We start from the raw sequence: 22435 nt of genomic DNA on the forward strand, positions 1-22435 counted from the left end.
TTCTCCTTTACGAAGAATTGAACTTTCTATCGGGCACTTCGTTATGCCTCAATGATAATCAACCTTTTCTTAAAGAAAATAAAGAGTGACAACCTGAGAGCAGATAATCATCGTTGCTAAAAAACACTTATTGATTGATAATAAACCACTTATACAATTCGGTTTACTTCAGGAGTTCGCTTTTAAGAAATTCTGACACTCCGGCAAATAAGCCTTAAAGCAAAAAATTGTTGTATAAATTGCTTTAACACTTTAATTTAGATTTACTCTATTAGAATATAGCGATATGATATCGTCCGGTTCAAACTCGATTAACATGACTAAAAGACAAAAAAATGGAAAACCTGAATGATTACTCCTATGCAGCATGGGGCCTGATTCAAACCTGGGGCCTGAAACTCGTTTATGCTGTTGTTATTTTGATTATCGGTCTGTGGATTATTAAACGGATTGATAAACTGGTAAGAAAAACACTGGGGAAAAGAGAAATAGAGCCTTCCCTTTCTTCGTTCCTGATTAGCCTTCTCGATATCACTCTGAAAATCCTGTTGGTGATTACCATTGCCAGTATGCTTGGAATTCAGATGACCTCGTTTATTGCTATTTTGGGTGCCGCTGGTTTGGCTGTCGGCATGGCCTTGTCGGGAACGCTGCAAAACTTCGCCGGAAGCGTTATCATCCTCATATTTAAACCATTTAAAGTAGGCGATTTTATTGAGGCCCAGGGACACATGGGAACCGTTAAAGAAATTCAGATATTCAACACAATTCTGAATACACCCGATAATAAACAGGTTATCATTCCCAACGGAGGACTGGCAACCGGAAGCATGACCAACTACTCAGCTATGCCCACACGTCGTGTCGATATGAAGTTTGGTATTGGCTATTCCGACGACATAGACAAAGCCCGTGATATACTGAAAAGGTTACTGGAAGAAGACGAGCGGGTACTCAAAGATCCGGCTCCTTTTGTTGCCGTACAGGAATTGGGTGACAGCTCGGTGAATTTTGTCGTCAGACCATGGGTCGAAGCAGCCAATTACTGGGGCTTATATTTTGACTATACCGAAAAAGTAAAAAAATCATTCGATGCAGAAGGTATCTCTATCCCATTTCCACAAAGGGATGTACACCTTTTCAATGAAAAATAATGGATAACCAAACGAAATTTGACAACATGCTGAAAAAATTATCTTTCCTCATCATTATTTCAACAGGAACATTGGCTCTTCAGGCTCAAACGCCGGCTGATACCACTAAATACTGGACCATTAACGGAAATAGTTCACTCAACTTTTCCCAGGTTTCGCTTACCAACTGGGCCGAAGGTGGTGACGGATCTGTTTCCGGGACTTTTCTTTTTAACATCAATGCCAATAAGAAGAAAAATAAACACATCTGGGATAACTCCTTTGACGTACAATATGGTTTAGTCAAGAACGCCAGTGAGAGCCTACGCAAGAGTGTCGATAAACTGAGCTTCTCGTCGAAGTATGGCTATAAAATCAACGGTAAATGGTACTTGTCGGCCCTGTACGATTTCAGAACGCAGCTGGCCAAGGGGTATAATTACCCGAACAAGGCTACATACATTTCCAACTTTATGGCTCCGGGCTACATGAATTTCGCGCTCGGTTTCGACTACAAGCCCAGCGATAATTTTTCGGCGTTTTTGTCACCGATCAGTACCAAGTTTACCTTTCTTGCTGATGACTCACTATCCACTGTTGGAGCATTCGGCGTAAGTCCGGGCGATAAGTTCCGCGCTGAATTCGGTGCTTATGTCAAGCTTGCATACACCCAGGAAGATTTGTTGAAAAATGTAGATCTGGAAACAAAACTCGATCTCTTTTCCAACTATTTAGACAAACCACAAAACATCGATGTTAACTGGGATGTCCGATTCAACATGCAGGTTAATAAATATCTGACGGCCAACTTCGGTACCACATTAAAATATGACGACAACATCAAATATGTCGATTCCAGCGGTGTGGAACACGGGCCCAGGGTGCAGTTAAAACAACTCCTCGGTGTCGGACTCACTTACAATTTTTAAATGCTTTAATTGTTAAAAAAAGGAATAAACACACAACCCGTTCGAATCGGCTTTGTCATTCGGACGGGTTTTTTATACTTTGCACCCTGTTAGAGAATTCATCGATGGAAATATTAAGCTTTCAAGAGTACACTCAGCCGCAGCACAAAGAATGGATTGTTTTCATTCACGGTGCCGGAGGAAGTTCTAAAACATTTGGCCGCCAGATTGCTGCTTTCCGCAGCCATTTCAATCTGCTCCTTCCAGATTTGCGGGATCATGGTAACTCGAAAGAGCTGACCAAACCGGAAGATGATGAATTTTCTTTCCGGATGGTTGCCCACGATGTGCTTACGCTAATGCGTGAAAAAGGAATCGAACGGGCACACTTCATCGGGATATCAATGGGTTCCATCGTCATTCGGATTATTGAAGATATTGCACCGAAAGTAGTCTCATCAGTCATTATTGGTGGTGGCGTGATGAAACTAAATCGCCGGACGCATCTGCTGTTTAAAACCGGAGTTTTCTTGTCAAGCTTTATCCCCTATCACAAACTTTACCAGTTGGTTGCCTGGATTTTGATGCCCTACCGGAATCATAAAGTGGCCCGGCGGCTTTTCGTTAGGGAAGCGGCTCAGATTAAATCGGAAGCCTTTAAGGTTTGGCTGGGTTTGCTGGCTGACCTGAAGAAGAACCTGGATAGCTATTTCAATAAGCCATTTAAATCGCCGATGCTAATGATCATGGGCAGCCAGGATTTCAACTTCCTCGATGAATCAATCGACTATTGGAAGAAATTCCCCTTTACCAACCTCGATATTTTGCCCAAATGCGGGCATGTTTGTAACATCGAGCAGGCGGATGAATTCAACCAACGCAGCCTGAATTTTCTGCTCAAACTCTCCAAATAGGTTTTCTACCGAATAATGGGTTTTTGTGGTTAAACTTTGTATCTTAAGCGAAGTACATTAACCAGCAAAGCTATCATTATGCCAGATCTATCGACGAAGTTCATGGGACTTTCTTTGAATAATCCCATTATCATTGCCAGCTCAGGGCTTACCGATTCAGTTGAAAAAATAAAAGAACTGGAAGCGAACGGAGCGGCTGCCGTTGTTTTGAAATCGCTCTTCGAAGAAGAGATTATCCTGGAAATGAAGGAAACCGAACACCGTATGACCGGCCGGCCTTTCCTCTTTCCCGAAACCATCGATTTTACAGAGGAAGAGTTATACGAAGACTCCGTCCGGAAATATATTCGACTCATCAAAGAAGCAAAAGAAGCCGTTGAGATTCCGGTCATCGCTTCCATCAACTGTGTCTCCAGTCAAAAATGGATGTACCTCGCCAAAGAGATTCAGGATGCCGGTGCTGACGCACTTGAACTCAATCTTTTTTTCCTTCCATCGGATGACGATAGGGAACAACTGGACAACCTCGTTATCACCGATGCAATTATTCACCAGGTAAAAGAAATTGTTTCTCTTCCAGTTTCCCTGAAAATAGGCTATTACTGTTCCAATCTCGCATCCTATATCAGTAGGATTTCAGAGGCTGGAGTGCAGGGCCTTGTGCTCTTCAACCGTTCATGGATGCCAGATATCGATACCGAAAATCTGACGGTCACCTCCGGCCCCATTCTTTCTTCACCGGGCGATTACAACCAAACACTTCGCTGGGTATCGTTGATGTCGGGAAAAGTAAAATGCGATTTAGCTGCCTCAACTGGTATTCACTCAGCCGACGCCATCGTAAAACAGTTGCTGGCCGGTGCCAAAGCGGTTGAGATTGCTTCAGTAGTATACAAACACGGTCCGAAGCACATTAAAGTTTTGCTTGAAGAGCTGAAGAAATGGATGGCTGAAAAAGAATTTGAATCAGTCGAAGATTTCGTTGGCATGCTGAAGCATTCATCGACCGGAAATCCCGCAGCCTGGGAACGGGTTCAGTTCATGAAGAACTTCAGCCAGTTTGTATCGTAAAACCGGCTGACGAACAATATGCTATTGGGGAACGAAATTATAGGTAATCGTTCCCCTTTGTTTTTCTGGAGCATTGGGGGCGACATTGAACTCGGTATTCTCGGCCGCTTTCTTCGCATATGCGTACAACATGGTATCGGTGACATTGGGATTGGGACGAGGTGTAGCGCTCAGTACCCGGCCATTTCGGTCCACCACAATATCCACTGTTATTTCGCCACCGCCCTGCGCAAGGTAAATGGGAATCGGCAACCGAACATGATACCGGTCCTTGAGTGAGTAATGAATATTGCTTTTCCCCTTGTAAATGGTATTCTTAATATCCTCCGGCTTCATGCCTTCAGTCGTTTCCTCGGGCATTTTCACATCACCTATTTCCGGTATTTTCTGCGAAAGCGTTTTATTCACATCATTCACCAGGGCCTTGGCTTTTGCAATCTCATCCCGGTAGGATTTATCGAAAAACTGATCTTTCGTCTGCTTTTTCTTCGATGCATCGTTTACGGCGCGATTCGATCCCCGATCAGCGGATTCGGTCGGCGAAGTATTCGCTTTTTTCTCTTTCTTCACTTCCGGCTCCGGCAATTTCGGTGGTGGTTGTTCCGTAAAATCGAGAATAATGCCTTCGTCTTTCGGCATTTTCGAAGTTTTTAATTCAGCCAGCAAGAAAATAGTCAATAAGATGAGGTGAAAGGCAAGCGTGCCAATCACTCCATAAATATGCCGCCGATATAATTCCTTTAATTTCTTCATTTACGAACGTGAGCAAAATTAAGAATTTTATTGGCGCTGCGAATAGTGGGAAAGCTTTGTTAACACCTTTGGGAAAATAATCGGGAGGGACTTCTTCAGAAAAGTATGGGCAAAAAAAATGTCCCTTGAAGGGACAGTCTCAACTTACGTTTCTCTTAATCTCTTTCCACGATTTCTTTCAATTCATGAAGGCGCTTATCAATCTCGCGCATCATATCATCTTTCGATTGTTTTCTGAAAAGAGGATCATCATTTTCTTTAATTAAAAGTGATTCTCTGAGCAAACGCAAATCTTCCAAACTTTCAAAATATTCTTTTCTTCCCATAAATCTCTCGTTTTTGTGATTTGCACTTTTACACAACGTCAAAAATGCTAAATTAATTCCACAATTATATTAAGCATATTTTAAAACGACGTTAATAAAACAATTATTGTACCGTATTACTTTTTTATGGAAAGATTTATTCAATCACGATGGCTTCGAAGACAAACAGCTCGGCTGTCCGCCAGCCATCCCATCCCAAATGGGCCTTATTTTTAGAGCAGTAGCCCAAAAATTCTTCGACTGTCCAATTGTGTTCTGTGGCTACTTGCGGTAGAAATGTACCTGTGTTTAAACCGTTACGAATGTAAATACCATGCATCCCCAGAATGATTTCCGACGGATCGTGTATCCGCCGAAGTGGTGTTAGCACAGAAATTTGTACTCTCATATCTGGTAGTTCGCTCGCATCCAACGGTTCAAAACGGGTATCCTTCGTTGCAGAGGCAATAGCCAAATCACGGACACGTTCATACAACGGCTCTCGCTCATCGAAACGCCCAAGGCATCCCCGTAATTTATTCCTGACATAAACGGTGACAAATGCGCCCATTTTCGCCCGTAAAGCAGGAGGAAGATATGCCGGGTCAATATCATCGCGGCCTCCCCTTTCAAAATATTGCCAGATGGCTTCTTCCGCCAGTTTTTTCAATTGCAATTGCTCCTCTTCGCTCAGGTATTTTTTTTTGTCTCCTTTCATCACGGCTTCCAGCCCGCCATAGCCAACAACTCGGTCATGACCACCGTAAACGGAATCACCGGAATTCGAATAATCGACTTTCCGAATAGTGACATTTCCCATCTGTTCCGTCAGGTACAGAAATGTAAGCACCGAAGTCCATCCACAGCATGAGGTATGCAGGTTCGAAATATGCTTGTCATTGTTCCGGTCCAGACCGTCAAGAAATCTTTCCGGATCGCCGGAAATGATGCCTTCAATGGTTTCCGCATCAGCTGTGCGGGCATCTTCGTAATTGGGGTAATGTGACAAATCGGAGCTAATGATAAACAGCGTCTGTTCATTTGCCAGAGACAAGAGCTCGTCAGCAATCCGTTTGGATTCATTCGGACGAACGTGACCTAACAAAATGGGGATAATCCGAAAATCTGACTTCAGTTTTTCCTGTAAAAAGGGCAATTGAACTTCGAGACTATGCTCCTCGGTATGTGCCGCCGGGTGAAAACTGAACAAATCATTATTGGCAATGAGGCTTTCGCATATTTCTAAATCAACAGGAACAATTCCCAGTGGCGTTTCATAGTTGCCAATGTTGTACACCGAAGCTCCCTGAAACGATGCATAATGCGAGGAACCAAGCAAGATAACTCTTTCAATATTGTTCTCCTCAGGAATACGTGCGTAGCATTTCCCGGCGGTTCCACCAGAAAAAACATATCCGGCATGTGGGACTATCAGTCCGAGTAGTCGTTCGGATTCGGGTAAGGGAGTTCCGGCCTGAAGGAACTCGTGAATTTCTCTTTGTAGCGTGTTCGGTGAACCGGAGTAGAAGCGCCCGGCCGCTACCGGAACACGGTTAACCGTTTCAGCCATGTCCTTTTTCTTTTAAAGGTATAAAAAACGGGGCGCAAGGCCCCGCTTTCATCTGATAATCTTTTGCTTATTTCTTTAGTTCAAACAGCTTTCCAGTCACTTTAAATCGTCCGGTTACCACTGATGTTGTTGCAGCATCGGCTCTACCCTTAAATCCAGGTTGCTTACCTCCTACCGAGATGGTAAACCAGCCGGGTTCTATCACCAGATTGTCCTTTTTGTTAATCATCGATAGTTCACGTGGGCCGAGTTTGAAATTCACGACTTTGCTCTCTCCTGCTTTCAGGTTGATACGGTTGAATCCTTCCAGTTGCCTGATAGGACGCGGCGTAGATGCTTTTTCATCCGTAATGTACAATTCGACCACTTCATCACCGTCGCGACTTCCAGTATTGGTCACTTTTACGGAAACCGGAATCGAATCGCCGGAAGCGACCGTTTGGGGAACCTGCAAATCAGAATAACCAAACGTGGTGTAGCTTAATCCGTAACCAAAAGGGAATAGCGGTTCACCGGTAAAATAACGGTATGTCCGGCCTTTCATATCGTAATCCCCAAAAGGTGGCAACTGATCAACCGACTTGTAATAAGTAATCGGTAATCTTCCGGCCGGGTTGTAATCGCCGAATAAAACATCAGCAACGGCATTACCACCTTCCTGGCCTGCATAACCTGCCGAAACAATGGCATCCAGGTTATCAGTAGCCCAATTGATGGCCAGTGCACTTCCGTTAAGTAACACCAATACAACCGGTTTGCCGGTCGCCTGAATCGCTTTCATCAAATCGCGCTGAGGTCTGGGAAGCAACAGGTTGGTGCGATCACCACCTTTAAATCCATCGACTTTGATGGGCATCTCCTCTCCTTCCAGGCGTTGAGACAATCCTAGTACTAGCACGACGGCATCAGCTTTTTCGGCAGTAACAACTGCATCTTTTAACATGTTTGGATTTGGCACAGCCCATACCAGTTTGGCATCTCCATCACCGTACCAGTTCTTGTACTCGTATACCACTTTATAGCGCTTACCAGCTTCCATTTGCACGTCGGATTCATGGTAGAATGCATGATGTTCCGAATTATGGCTTAATATCTTCTTCCCCTCGAAATAAACATCCAGCGTAGGCATTCCCCAGCAGCCCAAATGGTAAGTTCCGGTTACCGGCGGAACAATGTATCCGGTCCAACGTACAGAGAAATCATCATCGGGCAATTGAGGAGATGGCGAATCGGCTCCCCAGTAAAAATTGATTTGATCGTCCACACGAGTGAACTCCGGCTTACCTTTTAATTCTGCATTCGCAAAATACTCACCGGTTACGCCCTGGTGACCATCTTCAGTTTGTAGATAAATGGATGGAACCGGGGTCAGGTCATGAATGCCATCAGCCAAATCGCTTCCCTGGGCGTAGGTAATCTTCACCTGTGGTTCCAGCTTGTTCTCAATTCCCTTCAATACCGTTACCGGATGTTTCGGGATGCCATTGTAATTTCCGATTAACGCTTCCCAGTTGTTGGCATTAGGCCCGATAACAGCTATTGTCTTCAGCTTTTTGCTCAACGGAAGTGTTTGGTTTTCGTTCTTCAACAGAATGATGCTTTTGCGTGCCGCTTCACGGGCCAGTTGGTCATTCACATCGGAGCAATTAGCACTGTACGGTATTTTTGAATAGGGAACCCGATTAGGCGGATCGAACATTCCCAGTTTGAACCGGGCACGAAACAATCGTTTCACTGCTTTGTCAATATCGGCTTCCGTAACCAAGCCGCGTTTGATAGCTGTATCCAACCGGGAAAAAGCAACACCACAGTTCAAGTCGGTGCCGGCCTTGATAGCAATCGCAGCTGCTTCAGCAGCATCTTTCGCCGTTTTCTGGAATTGGAAAAAGTCACTGATAGCCCAACAATCGGAGACCACATAACCGTCGAACCCCCAATCATCTCTCAATATATTCTGCAACAGAAACGGATTTCCACAGCAAGGTAATCCACGGAAGAGGTTGTAAGCTCCCATCACCGAGTAGGCCTTTCCATCGACGACCAGCTTACGGAAAGCAGGAAGGTACGTTTCGTAGAGATTGCGATCGGAAACTTCCGCATCGAACTTATGACGCAATGGCTCGGGTCCGGAGTGAACAGCAAAGTGTTTGGCTGTTGCCACCGTTTTCAGATAATGAGGATTATTTCCCTGCATTCCCTCTACGAACTCCGTCCCCATCATTCCGGTGAGGTACGGATCTTCGCCATACGTTTCGTGACCTCTTCCCCATCGCGGATCACGAAAGATGTTGATGTTGGGGGACCAGAAAGTCAATCCCTCGTATATACCGTGTTTTCCACGACGAATCCATTCGTTGTACTTTGCACGGGCCTCGGTGGAAATAGCTGTTGCTTCACGATACATCAGATCTTTATCCCACGAACCGGCGATGGTAATGGACTGTGGAAAAACAGTGGCATAACCGGCGCGTGCAACGCCATGCAATGCTTCGTTCCACCAGTTGTATGCCGGTATTCCCAGGCGGTCGATAGCCGGAGCCTGATATACCAGCTGACTAATCTTTTCCTCGAGAGTCATGTGCGAGACCAGATCATTAACCCTGTCTTCCAAAGGCAAATCCGGATCACGAAAAAGAAAATGTGTTTGGTTCTTTTGCGCCAGAATAGAAACCGGCAACAATAACAAGATGAGTGCGATTCTCAGTTTTCTCATTGATTAGAATTAAATTGGTTAAATCGTTCCCCCTAAATTAAACAAAACATCTAAAAAGGCTGTGTCTTCCGGAATTCAATCCAACTGGTTTTCTGTAATTTCTCGTATAAGTGTTACTTTTACAATCCTGACTTTTTTAAAAACCAATGTTCCAAACCATGAATTGCTTTTCTACCCAGTGGAAATACGCCATACAATTAATGCTGGTAGCCCTATTTGCTGCTACAACAGCCAATGCACAGGAAACCATTGTCAAATACCTTTCGGGAACGGATAAGGAACATACGGTCAACTGGAATTTCTATTGCACTGATGGACGAAACAGCGGTCAGTGGACAACTATTCCTGTCCCGTCTAACTGGGAACTTCAGGGATTTGGAACCTACAATTATGGTTTGGACCCGGATTCTATTCGGGGAAAAGAAAAAGGAATCTACCGGTATAGCTTTAATGTTCCAAAAGATTGGAAGAAGAAGCAAATCAACATTGTCTTCGAAGGTTCCATGACGGACACAGAAGTTAAAATAAACGGTCAGAGTGCCGGCCCCGTGCATCAGGGAGCTTTTTATCAGTTCAAATACAACATTACCCGGTTGCTGAAATTCGGTTCGGAGAACCAGCTGGAAGTAACTGTCTCCAAACATTCAACGAACGAATCGGTGAATGAAGCCGAGCGCCACGCCGACTATTGGATTTTCGGAGGAATTTTTCGTCCCGTTTATCTCGAAGCTTTACCACAACAGCATATTGTTCGCACTACCATTGACGCCAAACAAAATGGCAATTTTACGGCAAACGTGTATCTGAGCGATGTGAAGAATGGAGACGAAATAACAGCGCAGATTCTCAATTCGGCAAATCAGCCGGTCGATGAGGCGTTTTCTGTTCCGGTAACCAAAGGAAAATCTGATGTCCGGCTGACAACTCATCTTGAAAACCCAAAGCCCTGGACCCCCGAATTTCCCAACCTGTACAAAGTGGTTTTCGAGCTAAATAAAAACCAGGAAGTCATTCATCGGGTCGAACAAAAATTTGGATTCCGAACAGTGGAACTTCGCCCGCATGACGGGATTTATGTCAACGGTATCAAAGTAAAGTTCAAGGGAGTGAACCGGCATAGTTTCTGGCCAAATTCCGGCCGGACAACCAGCAAAAAGCTGAGCATCCGCGATGTGAAACTGATGAAGCAGATGAATATGAATGCAGTCCGTATGTCTCACTATCCGCCGGATCCTCATTTTCTGGATGTGTGCGACTCGTTGGGGCTGTTTGTTCTGGACGAACTGGCTGGTTGGCAATCGGCTTATGACACACAAGTTGGAACAAAACTCGTTGAAGAAATGGTGAACCGTGATGTGAACCATCCGTCCATCGTTATTTGGGACAACGGCAACGAAGGAGGCTGGAATACGGCTCTTGACAATTTGTTTCTGATATTCGACCCGCAACATCGCCCGGTGATTCATCCGGGACAACTGTTTCAACACACCGATAACCGGCATTACATTGATTACGACTACGGAGCCGGAACTTTCTTCCATGGCAATGAAATCTTTTTCCCAACCGAATTTCTGCACGGATTGTATGATGGTGGCGCCGGAGCTGGTCTCGAAGATTACTGGAACCTGCTGTGGCATAATCCGCTCTCAGCGGGAGGATTCATATGGGATTTCTCCGATGAAGCAGTGGTTCGAACCGATAAAGACAACGAGCTAGATACCGATGGTAGCCATGCTGCCGATGGAATTCTCGGCCCCTACCGGGAAAAAGAAGCTAGTTTCTATAGCATTCGGGAAATTTGGTCACCAGTCTTTTTTGAGAAGCGAATCATTACGCCGCAATTCAATGGACAGTTTCATATCGAAAACCGATATTCCTATACCAATCTCTCACAATGCAAAGTCGATTGGAAATGGGTGAAACTGCCGCCGGTAACAGGCGGAATGCAGGAGACAATTGCGTCTGGCGAAAAGGAAATGCCTGCAATTTCGCCCGGAAACAATGGAGTTTTATCAATCGATGTTCCGGGAAACTTCCATAAAGCAGACGTTTTATACCTGACCGTTATCGATCCGCACGGGAAGAAGATCAATACGTGGAGTTGGCCGGTGAAAACACCCGCCGAAATTACCGCAGCGATGTTGCCGCCAGAAGGAAAACAACTCATTAACGTAGATGAAAAAGATACGATCCTCGAAGTCACATCCGGAAAAATGGAATTCGAATTCTCCAAAACCACCGGCTACCTCGGAAAAGTGATTTCCGATGGAACCGAGATTCCGTTTAATGATGGTCCCATATTATCCGGTCCGAAACCGACCTTCAAGTCGGTGAGCTATCATCCAACCGAAGATGGAATGGTGATTGAAGCGAAATATGCCAACCGTTTCCGGGAACTAAAATGGACTGTTATGAAAAATGGTTTGCTCAAACTGGAATCCAGTTTTTATCCGCCTCACGAAAGCAATTTCATGGGAATCAGCTTCTATTTTCCAGAAGACCGCGTAACCGGAATGACCTGGATGGGCTACGGTCCTTACCGTGTTTGGAAAAACAGGATGAAAGGTAATACGCTCGCAGTATGGCATTCGTCGTATAATAATACGATAACGGGTGAAACATATCAGTATCCTGAATTCAAAGGTTATCACAAAGACTTTTACTGGGCATCCATCGAAACGACGAACAAGGATTTCAGCATTTTGTGTGCTTCGCCGGACATTTTCCTCAGAATGTTTACACCTGAGCCACCGCATGGAGCGTTCAACGATAACACGGCACCGGCTTTCCCGAAAGGGAATATATCCTTCATGCATGCCATCAGTCCTATCGGGACCAAATTTAAAAAGCCCGAACAGTTAGGCCCTATGGGACAGCCCTCAAAATTTGACAACCAGCGTCATGAATATTTTAAAAGCCTGATTCTTTACTTCGATTTCAGGTAATTATTTCGGGAGCGAAATACCCATCGTTGAAAACTTCGTCGTCGATTTGTCGTCGAATTAGGTTGAGCTGACTATTTTTGGTGACAAATCTATAAACGCGTGAAAGTCTGCATTGCCGAAAAACCAAGTGTTGCCCGTGAAATAGCGGAAATCCTGGGCGCCAAAAGCCGCCGTGATGGCTATTTCGAAGGAAACGGATACCAGGTCACCTGGACGTTCGGCCATTTGTGCACGCTGAAAGAACCCCACGATTATACTTCCCGTTGGAAATGGTGGGATCTGCGCACGCTTCCCATGCTTCCGCGGAAATTCGGTATCAAACTCATTGATGACGACGGCGTGAAGAAGCAATTCGATACCATCGAAAAACTGGTAACTGAAGCAGAGGAAGTCATCAACTGCGGTGATGCCGGCCAGGAAGGAGAAGTTATTCAGCGCTGGGTATTGACGAAAGCAAAATGCCAAAAGCCCGTCAAGCGGCTCTGGATTTCTTCGCTAACCGAAGAAGCGCTGAAAGAGGGGTTCGAGAAGCTTTACAACGGAACCGATTTCGACCTGCTCTATGCCGCCGGAAGTGCACGGGCCATCGGCGACTGGCTGCTGGGCCTCAATGCAACGCGACTGTACACCCTGAAATACGGACAAAACAAACAGGTACTTTCCATCGGGCGTGTGCAAACGCCAACCCTGGCACTTGTGGTTCAGCGGCAGCTGGAAATCGACAACTTCAAGCCGGAACCATACTGGGAACTGAAAACGACCTATCGGGAAACGGTTTTTAGCGCTACCAGCGGAAGGTTTGCGGTAAAGGAAGAAGCGGAAAAGAAACTGGAAGAAATAAAAGGGCACGACCTTTTCATCTCTTCCGTGGAAACAAAAAAAGGAACCGAGCAACCGCCAAAGCTGTTTGACCTGACTTCGTTGCAGGTAGAAGCCAACCGCAAATTCAGCCTTTCAGCAGACGAAACCCTGCGTGTCATCCAAAGTTTGTACGAGAAAAAAGTAACAACTTATCCGCGAGTCGATACCACGTTTCTCCCCAATGATATCTATACCAAAGTTCCGGGTATCCTGAAAAAGCTGAAGCCATACGAACAACTTACGGAACCGCTGCTGAAGGATAAAATCCGGAAATCGAAAAAGGTTTTCGACGATAAAAAGATTACCGACCACCACGCCATTATTCCCACAGGTGTTTTTACTTACAACCTGACGCCGGATGAAAAGCGGGTGTTCGATTTGGTAGCCCGGCGTTTTATCAGTGTTTTCTACCCCGATTGTAAAGTGTCCAACACCACCGTGCTGGCTACCGTCAACAAGGTGGATTTCAAAGCGACCGGAAAACAAATACTTCATCCGGGGTGGCGGGTTGTGTACCAAAGCGATGGAGGCAAAGCTCAAGCAGACGAAAACATTTTACCAGCGTTTGAGAAAGGTGAAAACGGCCCACACGAACCGGATTTAGCAGAGAAAATGACGCAACCACCGCGCTACTACTCGGAGGCGACGTTGCTACGCGCCATGGAAACAGCCGGCAAGCAGGTGGACGATGACGAACTTCGCGATTTGATGAAAGAGAACGGTATTGGCCGGCCATCCACCCGGGCGAATATCATTGAAACGTTGTTCCGGCGCCGCTACATCCGGCGGGAAAAGAAACGCATCCTTGCTACACAGACGGGAATCGACCTGATTAGCAGCATCGAAAATGAGCTGCTGAAATCGGCTGAACTGACCGGTCAGTGGGAGAAAAAACTTCGGCAGATTGAGAACGGCGAATACGAAGTAGCTCAATTCATGGAGGAGATGAAGCAGATGGTGTCGGAGATTGTGGACCAGGTAAAACGCTCGCCCAAGAAAGAAATTGCCATCATTGAAGACGAAAAAGAGGAAAAACCTTCCGGGAAAACCGATAAAAAGGAAAAGTCGGATGACCCAGACCTGACTTGTCCAAAATGCGGAAAAGGAACGATACTGAAAGGAAAATCCGCATGGGGTTGCAGCGCTTTCCGAGATGGCTGTGATTTCCGACTTCCATTCGAATTGCTGGAAAAGAAACTGACTGACAACCAAATCAAGCAGTTGATTGAAAAGAAAAAAACCGGTGTCATCAAAGGATTCACCCGGAGTGGTGAAAAAGTAGACGGTAAGTTGGTGTTGACAGACGATTTTAATATCGAACTGGAAGAAAAAGAAGAAGAGAAACTTATTTGCCCAAAGTGCAAACAGGGAACCATTGTGAAAGGAAAAACGGCCTGGGGATGTACCAACTTCCAGAACTGCTCTTTTCGAATTCCTTTTTCTTTCATGAACAAGGATGTAACCGAGAACCAGGTGAAACAACTCGTTTTAAAAGGAAAAACGCCGAAAATTAAAGGTTTCGAAACACCAAACGGTTCCAAAGCCGACGGAAACCTTCAATTCGACGAGAATTTCGAATTGAAACTGGTGTAAGTAAGAAAACCTTTCGGGCAAAAGGCTGTTTATCAATAAAAAAGTCATTTATGCTAATTGTTATATCCCCCGCAAAAACCCTTGATTTTGAGGCACCGCTGGCAACGAAGAAAAACACCCAGCCGCGCTTTCCACGTAAATCGGAAGAACTCGTGCAACATCTGCGCAAGCTCAGCTCCGACCAGATTTCAGAGCTCATGCACATCAGTCCCAAGTTAGGACAATTGAACTATGAGCGGTTTCAACTATGGCAAGCCAAATTTGAATTTCCGGAAGCAAGACAAGCGATATTGGCTTTCCGCGGTGATGTGTATACCGGGCTGGATGCCGACACGTTAAACGAGAAAGATTTTGAAAAGGCACAAAAACATCTCCGGATTTTGTCGGGCCTGTATGGCGTTTTGCGCCCGTTGGATATGATGCGCCCCTACCGGTTGGAAATGGGAACCAAATATTCATTCGACGATTTCGAAAATCTTTACGATTTCTGGAAAGATACCATTACCAAAACCATCCGGAAGGATTTGGACGAAAGTGGCTCGAATGTGTTGGTCAACCTAGCATCGAACGAGTATTTCAAATCCATCGATACGAAGAAACTGAAGGCGGATATTGTTACCCCTGAATTTAAAGACTGGAAAAACGGTCAGTATAAAATGATTTCCTTCTGGGCGAAAAAAGCCCGCGGCATGATGACCCGCTTTATTCTTCAGCATAATATTACCAAAGCCGAAGACTTACATGCTTTCGATATGGATGGGTACTATTTCAATCCCGATTTATCGAAGCCCAATAAACCGGTGTTCACACGCGATCATTAAAAAACGACACTCGTCATAAAAAAACCGGAGCCTTTGGGTTCCGGTTTTATATTTTTAATCCGATTAATCGAGAAATATCGAGCGTTCCATTTTCGGAATGATGCCCAACTCTTCAGCTTTCCTATAAAGCGTCCGAACAGCCTGTTTCCCTTCTTCACCCAGATTCCGGGTAAATTCGTTCACATACAAATCAATGTGGCTACGCATGACCGATTCCTCCATTTCCTGCGCATACAGTTTTACGAATGGATAGGAAGCATCGGGCTGTTCATATGCATATTCTACGCTTCGTTTCATCACCCGGTTGACTTTCTCCTGCACTTCACGTGGAAGGTTGCGGTTCACCACAATTCCACCCAGAGGGATCGGAGATCCGGTAGTTTCTTCCCAATATTCACCCAAATCGAGAATCTTCTTCAAGCCTCTCTTCTGGTAGGTAAAACGGTTTTCATGAATAATTAAGCCGGCATCCATTTCTCCCGAAAGGACCACTTCTTCAATATCCGAGAAGAGATATTCCTTTTTCTCTTTCACGTTAGGATATGCCACGCTAAGCAGCAAATTAGCCGTAGTATGTTCGCCGGGAATAGCGATCCGTAAATTGGGAACCTCGTCTGGATAAATCTTTGTTTTGCTAATCAGCAACGGGCCGTTATTCCGCCCCAGCGCGCTTCCGGCATCCAGCAAAACGTATTGGGAAGTCAACTGCGCATAAGCCGCGTAACTTAACTTGGTGATATCAATTTCGCCGGCAAATGCCAGTCGGTTCAACTCCTCAACATCCGCCATAACCGTCTCAAAAGTCAACCCTTCGGTATCAACCCGGTTATGGACCATCGCATCAAAAATAAACGTGTCGTTCGGACACGTCGAAAATCCAAGTGTTAAGTTCATGATTTATGAAATCTGTGGTACGGTAGCAAAGTTGCGAAGAATTTTCAACAATTCGTCCGTCAGATTCTCCAAAGCCGTTGGAATGTCCCATTTGGTGGTATCGCGCGACTCGACAAAATTAGAAATGGCTCGTATCTCGAGGAAAGGCACATCTTCCATCAGGCAGACATAAAAAACGGCAGCACCTTCCATCGATTCCACATCGGCATCAAAATTAATCTTGAGCTGGTCGATGGTCTTGTCGCAACCGTGACTCACGTTCACACTCAAACCATTCACATTCGGAAGTTCGATACTTTCGTTGAAATGTGGGTTTAACAGCTTTCCTCCCCGAAACGGAAATTGATCTTCCTTCAGGAAACCGGCCTGAAACAAGGTCTTGAAACCGCCCGGTTCTTCGATACCCAAATCGCCAAACTGCTCAGAAGTAATATTGACAACCGTCCCAATGGAGAGTTCGTCGTAAAAACTTCCGGCAATACCGGCATTAATCACCAAATCGTATTTCTCTTTCTGAAGGAGACGGGTTAATTGATAAGTGGTGAAGGAGAGTCCAACTCCGGAAACGATTAGGTCTATCTCCAAATCATGCCAGCGGTAATGCGACACCGGGGAATTTTTACCTTCTATTTCCTCCAGATTTTCCAGGAAAAGCTTGAGTTCAAAACAAGTCGCTGCTACAAAAAGAATCTTCATCCGATTATTTCGTTGGATTATGCCAAATTAATCAATCGACAAAGGTAATGATCCCATCCATTTTGGAAATTACCTTTTACACATTCTTACTCACTTTTGCCGAAAAGGTTAAAATTTGTCTTTAATTTGTACTCAGTTTAATTAAAGATGCTGTAAATCAGGAGATGGATCACTGTTTTTGAAGCCTGTTTTTCTTTCTTTTGCACGAAATCTAATAAACATAAATTGTGCAAAGACGGAAAGTTTACAAACAATCGAAGACGTGAACGGTTATATATCTCCGCCACACAATAAATAAACAGAGTCAGAAATCAGTAACAGAAATACCGAAAGGAACACTATATGAAGTTTTCGCTTAATAAATTAGACAACGGAGGATACAGCAAAGTAGAACACTACAATACCGAGAATGTAGAAAAACTGGCTACAAACTACCAGGATATTTTGGGCTTGCTGGGCGAAGATCCAAGTCGTGAAGGTTTGGAGAAAACCCCCGTGCGAGTGGCCAAAGCCATGCAATTTCTGACCCAGGGTTACAACATGAATCCGGAAGAAATTCTGAGTTCGGCCAAATTCAAGGAAGATTATCGCCAGATGGTAATTGTGAAGGACATTGAACTGTATTCACTCTGCGAGCATCACATGCTCCCGTTTTTCGGGAAAGCGCACGTGGCATACATTCCCAATGGATACATTACCGGACTGAGCAAAATCGCTCGTGTGGTAGAAGCATTTTCACGCCGGTTGCAGGTCCAGGAACGCCTGACACTTCAGATTAAAGAGTGTATTCAGAACACATTGAATCCGCTGGGAGTAGCAGTAGTCATCGAAGCAACCCACATGTGCATGGTGATGCGCGGCATTGAAAAACAGAATTCTGTAACGACTACCTCCGACTTTACCGGAGCATTCGAAAAGGTAGCCACCCGCGAGGAGTTTATTCGACTTATTAGTTCTGATCTTTCATAAATTGGAGCTTTTTTAACGCTTCATGACCAGAAACCAGATGAACTTTCGTCTGGTTTTTCTCTTTCGGAGACACAATGTTTATCTTTGCCACGCATTTAATTTTTAACAAACTGTATTGTAACCACCCTGCCAATTGATGCCAAAAAGGCATATTTAAAAGGGTTGTGTTCTGTCAGAAAATTGAAGAACCAAGATTGAGCAGATGAAACAAGTCTCGAAGCTTCGGGGCGCGTTCCATGTGGCAATTGAAAAACAAAAATGAAACACATGAAAGCATTCGTTTTTCCCGGACAGGGAGCCCAGTTTGTTGGAATGGGAAAAGACCTGTACGACAATTCGGATTTGGCCCGCGAACTTTTCGAAAAGGCCAATGATATTCTCGGTTTCCGCATTACCGATCTGATGTTTGAAGGTACTGACGAAGATCTCAAGCAAACCAAAGTTACTCAACCGGCCATCTTCCTGCATTCGGTATTGCTGGCCAAAACGTTGGGCAACGACTTCAAACCTGATATGGTTGCCGGTCACTCATTGGGAGAATTTTCGGCGTTGGTTGCTAACGGAACATTGTCTTTCGAAGATGGACTGGAACTCGTTTCAAAACGCGCCATGGCCATGCAGAAAGCTTGCGAAGTGGAGCCGTCGACCATGGCGGCTATCGTGGGTTTGGAAGACGATGTTGTGGAAAAAGTTTGTGCTGAAATCGACGATGTAGTGGTTCCGGCCAATTACAACTGCCCTGGTCAGCTGGTTATTTCCGGTTCGAACGAAGGCATTGATAAAGCTTGTGCCAAGTTAACCGAGTTGGGCGCCAAGCGTGCTCTCAAGTTGATGGTTGGCGGCGCTTTCCACTCTCCGCTGATGGAACCGGCCCGCACCGAACTGGCTGAAGCGATTGAAGCAACGACCTTCAACCAACCGAATTGTCCTGTTTACCAGAATGTAACTGCCTCTGCCGTTACCGATCCAGACGAAATCCGCAAGAACCTGGTTGCACAGCTAACCGCTCCGGTACGCTGGACACAAACGGTGAAAACCATGATAGCAGACGGAGCTACTTCATTCACCGAAATTGGCCCGGGTAAAGTTCTTCAAGGACTGGTTAAAAAAGTGGACCGTGCAATGGAAACCAACGGCATAAACGCCTACCAGGGATAAGAAACAAGAACATCTAAAAATAGAAGAGACAACCGAATTTCTCAGTTGTCTCTTTTTTTATGATTAAAAATTAAATTATCGTGGTTCCTAATCAAAGAAGTGACGGTCGAGAAATTGCTTCTCCACGGGCGAAACATTCTTCAAAGCCAACGTGTGATGTGCCATTCGGGCTACCGTTTCCAAAACTACTGTATGATCTAAAGCCCTGATGACATCTTCGCCCCAACAGAAAGGACCATGTCCGTACACCAAAACACCAGGAATACGCGAAGGATCCAAATTCATCCTGTCAAATGTCTCTACAATCACACTACCGGTTGCCAGCTCTGGATTGGCATCTTCGGGCCTTTGTTCTACCGGCGGCGTGCAGGGAATCTCTCCGTTAAAATAATTGGCATGCGTAATGCCCAATGGAGGAATACCCAAGCCTGCCTGAGCCCAGGCTGTTGCATATTCGGAATGTGAGTGAACAATCGCTCCGATTTCGGGGAAACTCCGGTATAAAGTCAAATGAGTTTCCGTATCTGAAGAAGGCTTCAACTCACCTTCAATGACGTTTCCATCAATATCCACTACAACCATATCTGCGGGAATCATTTCGTCATAAGAAATCCCGGAGGGCTTAATCACCATGAGCCCACTTTCCCTGTCAATGGCGCTAACATTTCCCCAGGTAAAAATAACCAGTCCCTGCTCAACCAATCGCAGACTCGCTTTGTAAACCTGGTGTTTTAAACTTTCAAGCATACTTGAAAACCAATAAGTTAAATATTTACAATTTATAATTCAATTAACAAATAAAATTTCAATTCTGTCATATTCACCATGTGTTTTTAATCATTATAAATTATTTAGAGGTTTTTGCTTTAACTATATCCGCAAAGCGGAAATTATTCTGCAGACACATGAAACCTGTTTACAACAAAAAAATCCTACCTCAATGAAGAAGTAGGATTTTCAATATATCCTATGTCTGTTACTTACCAGATAACAGCTCTTTTATCTTCAGGCAAATACATGTAATCGCCTGGTTTTACATTGAAGGCTGCATAGAAAGCCGGTAAATTCCGCAACGGGCCAATCACCCGGTAACGACCAAGAGAGTGTACATCTTCTTTGGTACGACGCAGTGCTTCTTTGTCGCGAATATTCTGTGCCCAAACGTGTGCATAGGCCAGATAGAAACGCTGGTCAGGAGTGAAACCATCGATCTTGCCGGTTTCTTTACTTCCCATTTTGAAAGCGTCGTGAGCAATATTCAAACCACCCAAATCGGCGATGTTCTCACCCAAACACAGACGACCATTGGCGTGAACGGTATCAGTGTCCACAACCAGGAACTGGTCGAATTGATGAACCAATACATCTGCACGTTTATTGAAACGCTTGGCGTCATCGTCTGTCCACCAGTCGTTCAGGTTACCGTTCTTATCGAACTTACGTCCCTGATCATCGAAACCGTGGGTCATTTCATGACCTATAACCACACCGATAGCACCATAATTCACAGCATCATCACCATTCATGAAGAAGAACGGAGGCTGCAGAATTGCTGCCGGGAATACGATCTCGTTCATGCTTGGACTGTAATAAGCATTTACCATCTGAGGCGGCATGTGCCATTCTGATTTGTCAACCGGCTTGTTTACTTTGTCACGGTTATATTCGAAACCAAATTTCCGTGCCCGCAGAACGTTCTGTACATACGAGTCGTCTTTGATTTGCAAACCTGAATAATCACGCCATTTGTCAGGATAACCAACTTTTACGCCAATAGCTGCCAGTTTTTCTTCGGCTTTCTCTTTGGTTTCGTCGCCCATCCACTTCAGGTTCTTGATGCGGTTTGCCAACGATTTGCGCAGATTTTCTACCAGGTTCTCCATCCGCTGTTTTGCTTCCGGAGGGAAATATTTCTGTACATACAGCTGACCGATAGCCATGCTCATCGCACCACTAACCGAACGCTGAACACGCTTCCAACGTGGACGCATAACCTCTACCCCACTCATGGTTTTTCCGAAGAAATCGAAATTCTGTTTTACGAAAGCGTCGGTAAGATAAGGAGCAGTTCCATCAATCAACGACCAACGGAAATAAGTCTTCCAGTCGTTAACCGGAACATCTTTAATCATGGCGTCAACCTCTTTCATAAAGGCAGGCTGTTCCACGTTAATGTCTTCCGGTTTTACGCCAATACGCTGGAAATAATCAGCCCAGTCAATATCAGGGGCCATTTCAACCAAACCTTTCAAATTGGTTTTGTTGTAGGTTTTATCCGGATCACGCTGCTCCAAGCGAGTCATAGCAGCGTCAGCCATCCGGGTTTCCATGCGCATTACCGTTGCAGCATTTTTCTTTGCCGTTGCCTCATCGTCACCCATCAATTCGAACATTTTGGCAACATGGTCAACGTATTCAGCACGGAGCTTTTTCGCATGGTCGTTGTCATCAGTATAGTATGAACGATCGGGCAATCCCAAGCCTGACTGATAGATTTGAGAAATCACCAAATCGCTGTTTTTAGCATCGGGTGCAGCATAGAAACCAAACGGAGTAGTAAAACCGTAAGTTTCGAATGTTGCCAGTGTTTTCTGAACATCTGCCGGAGTTTTGATGGCAGCAATGTCATCGAAATAAGGTTTCAGCGGTTTCAACCCCTGCTCTTCGATTTTTGCTGTATCCATACCCAGATTGTACATGGTACCAATCTTGTAAGCCACGGTTCCGGGCTCATTGGTTTTGTTCGCAGCCTCTTGTACAACTGTTTTTACCTGCTCTTCGGTTTTGTCACCCAACTGATCGAACGAACCGTAGCGGCTCTTTTCGGCCGGAATCGGGTGTGATTTTTTCCAACCACCGTTGGCATACTCATTAAAATTCTGAGTCGGACTGACTGTCGTGTCAAGATCAGCCAGATTAATTGCCGGTTCAGCTGTCTCCGTCTTACTTTTTTCGTTGCATGAAGTCATAGAAAAAAGCAAGCCGGCACAAAGTGCGCATGAAAGCACAACCAGTTTGTTTTTCATCTTTTTGATATTGTTAAAGTTAACACTTGAATTGTATGTTTTCCGTCTGGTTCATAAACGTAATCAATGGTAATAGGTATAAACAGGACCTTTATCATTACAGAC

General features: G+C 44.9%; 17 protein-coding genes. 9 read left to right on the plus strand and 8 right to left on the minus strand.

The window, feature by feature from the left end; all coding sequences use genetic code 11:
* The first annotated feature begins 335 nt into the window (after positions 1–335).
* The 4 genes from CLV93_RS07830 to CLV93_RS07845 all read left to right on the plus strand — a co-directional run bounded on the left by CLV93_RS07830 (position 336) and on the right by CLV93_RS07845 (position 4026).
* Positions 336–1154: a mechanosensitive ion channel family protein gene (locus CLV93_RS07830; protein WP_106541629.1), complete on the plus strand. Its 819-nt coding sequence runs from the start codon at positions 336–338 to the stop codon at positions 1152–1154.
* Between the two features lie 26 nt (positions 1155–1180).
* The gene (locus CLV93_RS07835; RefSeq protein ID WP_106541854.1) at positions 1181–2062 is read left to right on the plus strand and encodes a DUF3078 domain-containing protein; all 882 of its coding nucleotides are present in this window, start codon (positions 1181–1183) and stop codon (positions 2060–2062) included.
* 104 nt (positions 2063–2166) lie between these two features.
* Positions 2167–2955, plus strand: a complete 789-nt coding sequence (locus tag CLV93_RS07840; protein ID WP_106541630.1) for an alpha/beta fold hydrolase — start codon at positions 2167–2169, stop codon at positions 2953–2955.
* 78 nt (positions 2956–3033) lie between these two features.
* Positions 3034–4026: a dihydroorotate dehydrogenase-like protein gene (locus tag CLV93_RS07845; protein ID WP_106541631.1), complete on the plus strand. Its 993-nt coding sequence runs from the start codon at positions 3034–3036 to the stop codon at positions 4024–4026.
* A 21-nt stretch (positions 4027–4047) separates the two neighbouring features.
* On the opposite strand, the gene CLV93_RS07850 is transcribed toward CLV93_RS07845, so the two are convergent.
* From CLV93_RS07850 to CLV93_RS07860, 4 genes are all read right to left on the minus strand, one after another.
* Positions 4048–4779, minus strand: coding sequence for a hypothetical protein (locus CLV93_RS07850; protein ID WP_106541632.1), 732 nt, complete (start codon positions 4777–4779; stop codon positions 4048–4050).
* Positions 4780–4934: 155 nt separating this feature from the next.
* Complete coding sequence (locus tag CLV93_RS20245; RefSeq protein ID WP_153637068.1) at positions 4935–5105, minus strand: hypothetical protein; 171 nt, start codon at positions 5103–5105, stop codon at positions 4935–4937.
* Positions 5106–5241: 136 nt separating this feature from the next.
* The gene (amrB, locus tag CLV93_RS07855; protein ID WP_106541633.1) at positions 5242–6654 is read right to left on the minus strand and encodes an AmmeMemoRadiSam system protein B; all 1413 of its coding nucleotides are present in this window, start codon (positions 6652–6654) and stop codon (positions 5242–5244) included.
* 67 nt (positions 6655–6721) lie between these two features.
* Positions 6722–9367 (minus strand): glycoside hydrolase family 3 C-terminal domain-containing protein, encoded by a 2646-nt coding sequence (locus CLV93_RS07860; protein ID WP_106541634.1) that lies wholly within the window; start codon positions 9365–9367, stop codon positions 6722–6724.
* A gap of 158 nt (positions 9368–9525) precedes the next feature.
* Between CLV93_RS07860 and CLV93_RS07865 the strand changes: the two genes are divergently transcribed.
* The 3 genes from CLV93_RS07865 to yaaA all read left to right on the plus strand — a co-directional run bounded on the left by CLV93_RS07865 (position 9526) and on the right by yaaA (position 15587).
* A complete protein-coding gene (locus CLV93_RS07865; protein ID WP_211297778.1) occupies positions 9526–12312 on the plus strand; it encodes a glycoside hydrolase family 2 protein in 2787 nt (928 codons plus the stop codon).
* A gap of 99 nt (positions 12313–12411) precedes the next feature.
* Complete coding sequence (locus CLV93_RS07870) at positions 12412–14766, plus strand: type IA DNA topoisomerase (RefSeq protein WP_106541635.1); 2355 nt, start codon at positions 12412–12414, stop codon at positions 14764–14766.
* Between the two features lie 50 nt (positions 14767–14816).
* Complete coding sequence (gene yaaA / locus CLV93_RS07875; RefSeq protein ID WP_106541636.1) at positions 14817–15587, plus strand: peroxide stress protein YaaA; 771 nt, start codon at positions 14817–14819, stop codon at positions 15585–15587.
* 63 nt (positions 15588–15650) lie between these two features.
* Here yaaA and CLV93_RS07880 read toward each other — a convergent pair whose 3' ends face one another.
* Entirely contained in the window at positions 15651–16481 is an 831-nt protein-coding gene (locus CLV93_RS07880; RefSeq protein WP_106541637.1) for a 1,4-dihydroxy-6-naphtoate synthase, read from the minus strand.
* A 3-nt stretch (positions 16482–16484) separates the two neighbouring features.
* Entirely contained in the window at positions 16485–17177 is a 693-nt protein-coding gene (mqnB, locus tag CLV93_RS07885) for a futalosine hydrolase (protein ID WP_106541638.1), read from the minus strand.
* Between the two features lie 342 nt (positions 17178–17519).
* Here mqnB and folE point away from each other — a divergent pair, with 342 nt between their 5' ends.
* Positions 17520–18146, plus strand: a complete 627-nt coding sequence (gene folE / locus CLV93_RS07890; RefSeq protein ID WP_106541639.1) for a GTP cyclohydrolase I FolE — start codon at positions 17520–17522, stop codon at positions 18144–18146.
* Between the two features lie 267 nt (positions 18147–18413).
* Positions 18414–19304 (plus strand): ACP S-malonyltransferase, encoded by an 891-nt coding sequence (gene fabD / locus CLV93_RS07895; RefSeq protein ID WP_106541856.1) that lies wholly within the window; start codon positions 18414–18416, stop codon positions 19302–19304.
* Between the two features lie 87 nt (positions 19305–19391).
* Here fabD and araD read toward each other — a convergent pair whose 3' ends face one another.
* Together araD and CLV93_RS07905 are read right to left on the minus strand one after the other, a co-directional pair.
* On the minus strand, positions 19392–20051 hold the full coding sequence (gene araD, locus CLV93_RS07900; RefSeq protein WP_106541640.1) for an L-ribulose-5-phosphate 4-epimerase AraD: 660 nt from the start codon (positions 20049–20051) through the stop codon (positions 19392–19394).
* A 233-nt stretch (positions 20052–20284) separates the two neighbouring features.
* Complete coding sequence (locus tag CLV93_RS07905) at positions 20285–22330, minus strand: M13 family metallopeptidase (RefSeq protein WP_106541641.1); 2046 nt, start codon at positions 22328–22330, stop codon at positions 20285–20287.
* Positions 22331–22435: the final 105 nt, after the last annotated feature.

Origin of the sequence: Prolixibacter denitrificans (assembly GCF_003014495.1) — a bacterium.
GTDB classification, from domain to species: Bacteria; Bacteroidota; Bacteroidia; order Bacteroidales; family Prolixibacteraceae; genus Prolixibacter; species Prolixibacter denitrificans.

Bases quoted from the DNA above. Each gene is read 5' to 3' on its own strand.
- CLV93_RS07830 (WP_106541629.1), top strand. From the start codon at position 336: ATGGAAAACCTGAATGATTACTCCTATGCAGCATGGGGCCTGATTCAA.
- CLV93_RS07835 (WP_106541854.1), top strand. From the start codon at position 1,181: ATGCTGAAAAAATTATCTTTCCTCATCATTATTTCAACAGGAACATTG.
- CLV93_RS07840 (WP_106541630.1), top strand. From the start codon at position 2,167: ATGGAAATATTAAGCTTTCAAGAGTACACTCAGCCGCAGCACAAAGAA.
- CLV93_RS07845 (WP_106541631.1), top strand. From the start codon at position 3,034: ATGCCAGATCTATCGACGAAGTTCATGGGACTTTCTTTGAATAATCCC.
- CLV93_RS07850 (WP_106541632.1), bottom strand. From the start codon at position 4,779: ATGAAGAAATTAAAGGAATTATATCGGCGGCATATTTATGGAGTGATT.
- CLV93_RS20245 (WP_153637068.1), bottom strand. From the start codon at position 5,105: ATGGGAAGAAAAGAATATTTTGAAAGTTTGGAAGATTTGCGTTTGCTC.
- amrB (WP_106541633.1), bottom strand. From the start codon at position 6,654: ATGGCTGAAACGGTTAACCGTGTTCCGGTAGCGGCCGGGCGCTTCTAC.
- CLV93_RS07860 (WP_106541634.1), bottom strand. From the start codon at position 9,367: ATGAGAAAACTGAGAATCGCACTCATCTTGTTATTGTTGCCGGTTTCT.
- CLV93_RS07865 (WP_211297778.1), top strand. From the start codon at position 9,526: ATGAATTGCTTTTCTACCCAGTGGAAATACGCCATACAATTAATGCTG.
- yaaA (WP_106541636.1), top strand. From the start codon at position 14,817: ATGCTAATTGTTATATCCCCCGCAAAAACCCTTGATTTTGAGGCACCG.
- CLV93_RS07880 (WP_106541637.1), bottom strand. From the start codon at position 16,481: ATGAACTTAACACTTGGATTTTCGACGTGTCCGAACGACACGTTTATT.
- mqnB (WP_106541638.1), bottom strand. From the start codon at position 17,177: ATGAAGATTCTTTTTGTAGCAGCGACTTGTTTTGAACTCAAGCTTTTC.
- folE (WP_106541639.1), top strand. From the start codon at position 17,520: ATGAAGTTTTCGCTTAATAAATTAGACAACGGAGGATACAGCAAAGTA.
- fabD (WP_106541856.1), top strand. From the start codon at position 18,414: ATGAAAGCATTCGTTTTTCCCGGACAGGGAGCCCAGTTTGTTGGAATG.
- araD (WP_106541640.1), bottom strand. From the start codon at position 20,051: ATGCTTGAAAGTTTAAAACACCAGGTTTACAAAGCGAGTCTGCGATTG.
- CLV93_RS07905 (WP_106541641.1), bottom strand. From the start codon at position 22,330: ATGAAAAACAAACTGGTTGTGCTTTCATGCGCACTTTGTGCCGGCTTG.